This window comes from Streptomyces sparsus, assembly GCF_054776295.1.
In genome coordinates, this window is sequence record NZ_BAAHCA010000636.1 from 1 (window position 1) to 1,672 (window position 1,672).

Genomic DNA, 1,672 nt, shown 5'->3' on the forward strand with positions numbered 1-1,672 from the left:
CCCAGCGGTGCCGGCGCGGCGTCCAGCACCGCGGCGCACGCCCGCCGCACCTCGTCCAGGTCCGGTTCGGGCAGGCCGAGGCCGTGCGCGGAGCGGGCCAGCCGGTCCAGGTGGCGGGTGAGCGCGAACGGCCGTCCCCCGACGGCCTTCACCGTCTCGAAGACGCCGTCCCCCACGGTCACCCCGTGGTCGAGGGCCGAGACCCGCGCCTCGTCCGCGTCCCGCAGCCGCCCGTCCAGCCAGATGTGCCTCATGTGTGCCGCCTCCCCACCGCGCTCACCGCCGTGTACGCACCCGACGCTACCCGCAGCAGGCGCTCGGCCTTCAGCTCGGTCTCCGCCCACTCACGCTCCGGCTCGGAGCCCCAGGTGATGCCGGCGCCCGTGCCGAAGCGCAGGACTGGCCCACCGAGGGCCGTCCGGTCGATCCAGAAGGTACGGATGCCGACGGCGAGCCGGCCGGTGCCCCGGTCGGCGTCCACCCAGCCCACTCCCCCGCAGTACGGGCCGCGCGGGGCCGTCTCGAGCGCGTCGATGATGCGCAGGGCACTGGACTTGGGGGCGCCGGTGACGGACCCGGGAGGGAAGGTGGCGGCGAACAGCTCGGCCCAGCCGGTGCCCGCCGCCAGCTCACCGCGCACCGAGGACACCAGGTGGACCAGCCCCGGGTGCGGCTCCACCGCGCACAACCGGGGGACGGTGACGCTGCCGGGGGCGCACACCCGGCCCAGGTCGTTGCGGACCAGGTCCACGATCATGACGTTCTCGGCGTGGTCCTTCGGCAGCAGGTCCGCCTCGGTCCTGCCGGTGCCCTTGATGGGCCCGGACTCCACGAGGCGCCCGCTGCGCCGCAGGTACAGCTCGGGTGAGGCGGTGGCGACCTCCACGCCGTGCCCGGGCAGGCGGACGGTGCCCGCGTAGGGCGCCGGGTTGCCGTGGTCCAGCAGCGCCGCGAGCGCGTCGATGTCGGCCGTCTCCGGATCGGGCAGCGGCGCGCCGAGTACCCGGCACAGGTTCGCCTGGTAGACCTCACCGGCCGCTATGTGGGCGCGGATGCGGCGGACCCCGGCCTGGTAGCCGGCCTCGTCCAGGGAGGAGGTCCAGTCCTTCGCCGCCGGACCCCGCCACCGTGCGGGCGCGGCCTGCCGCCGCCGCGGTGCGGTCCGCACGTCGCCGAAGCGGGCGCAGACCGTCGCCCCCTCGAAGTCGGCGACCACGGCCCACCAGCCCTTGGAGTCCAGGGCTGCGGGGTCGCTGGTGACATCCCGCAGGTCGCAGGCGAGGAGGTCGCCGAAGCGGGCGAGAGGGGGCTGATCGAGCACGGTTTCGAGTCTATGGCGGCTGCCGCCGAACAACGGAATTTGAGCTGGCCCCGGAATCCGCTAAAGTTCAACACGTCGCCGGGCCGTGCACGCGGGCCCGGGAAACGGCACCTGCGGACGTGGCTCAGCTGGTAGAGCATCACCTTGCCAAGGTGAGGGTCGCGAGTTCGAATCTCGTCGTCCGCTCGAGACAGGGGATCATCCCGACCCCCGACGCTCCTGGTGGAGTGGCCGAGAGGCGAGGCAACGGCCTGCAAAGCCGTCTACACGGGTTCAAATCCCGTCTCCACCTCCATGGACGATTAGCTCAGCGGGAGAGCGCTTCCCTGACACGGAAGAGGTCACTGGTTC

At 73.1% G+C, this 1,672-nt stretch carries 2 protein-coding genes and 2 tRNA genes; 2 read left to right on the forward strand and 2 right to left on the reverse strand.

What is annotated here, in order from left to right; all coding sequences use genetic code 11:
* Both ACYVE9_RS21400 and ACYVE9_RS21405 read right to left on the reverse strand, forming a co-directional pair.
* On the reverse strand, nucleotides 1–254 hold a 254-nt coding region (locus ACYVE9_RS21400), incomplete at its 3' end, for an aminotransferase class IV (RefSeq protein ID WP_461029514.1).
* Nucleotides 251–1,321: a chorismate-binding protein gene (locus tag ACYVE9_RS21405; RefSeq protein WP_461029515.1), complete on the reverse strand. Its 1,071-nt coding sequence runs from the start codon at nucleotides 1,319–1,321 to the stop codon at nucleotides 251–253. The genes ACYVE9_RS21400 and ACYVE9_RS21405, both read right to left, overlap by 4 nt.
* Before the next feature lie 113 nt (nucleotides 1,322–1,434).
* Between ACYVE9_RS21405 and ACYVE9_RS21410 the strand changes: the two genes are divergently transcribed.
* Both ACYVE9_RS21410 and ACYVE9_RS21415 read left to right on the forward strand, forming a co-directional pair.
* Nucleotides 1,435–1,507, forward strand: a tRNA-Gly gene (locus ACYVE9_RS21410).
* Between the two features lie 35 nt (nucleotides 1,508–1,542).
* A tRNA-Cys gene (locus tag ACYVE9_RS21415) sits at nucleotides 1,543–1,616 on the forward strand.
* Nucleotides 1,617–1,672: the final 56 nt, after the last annotated feature.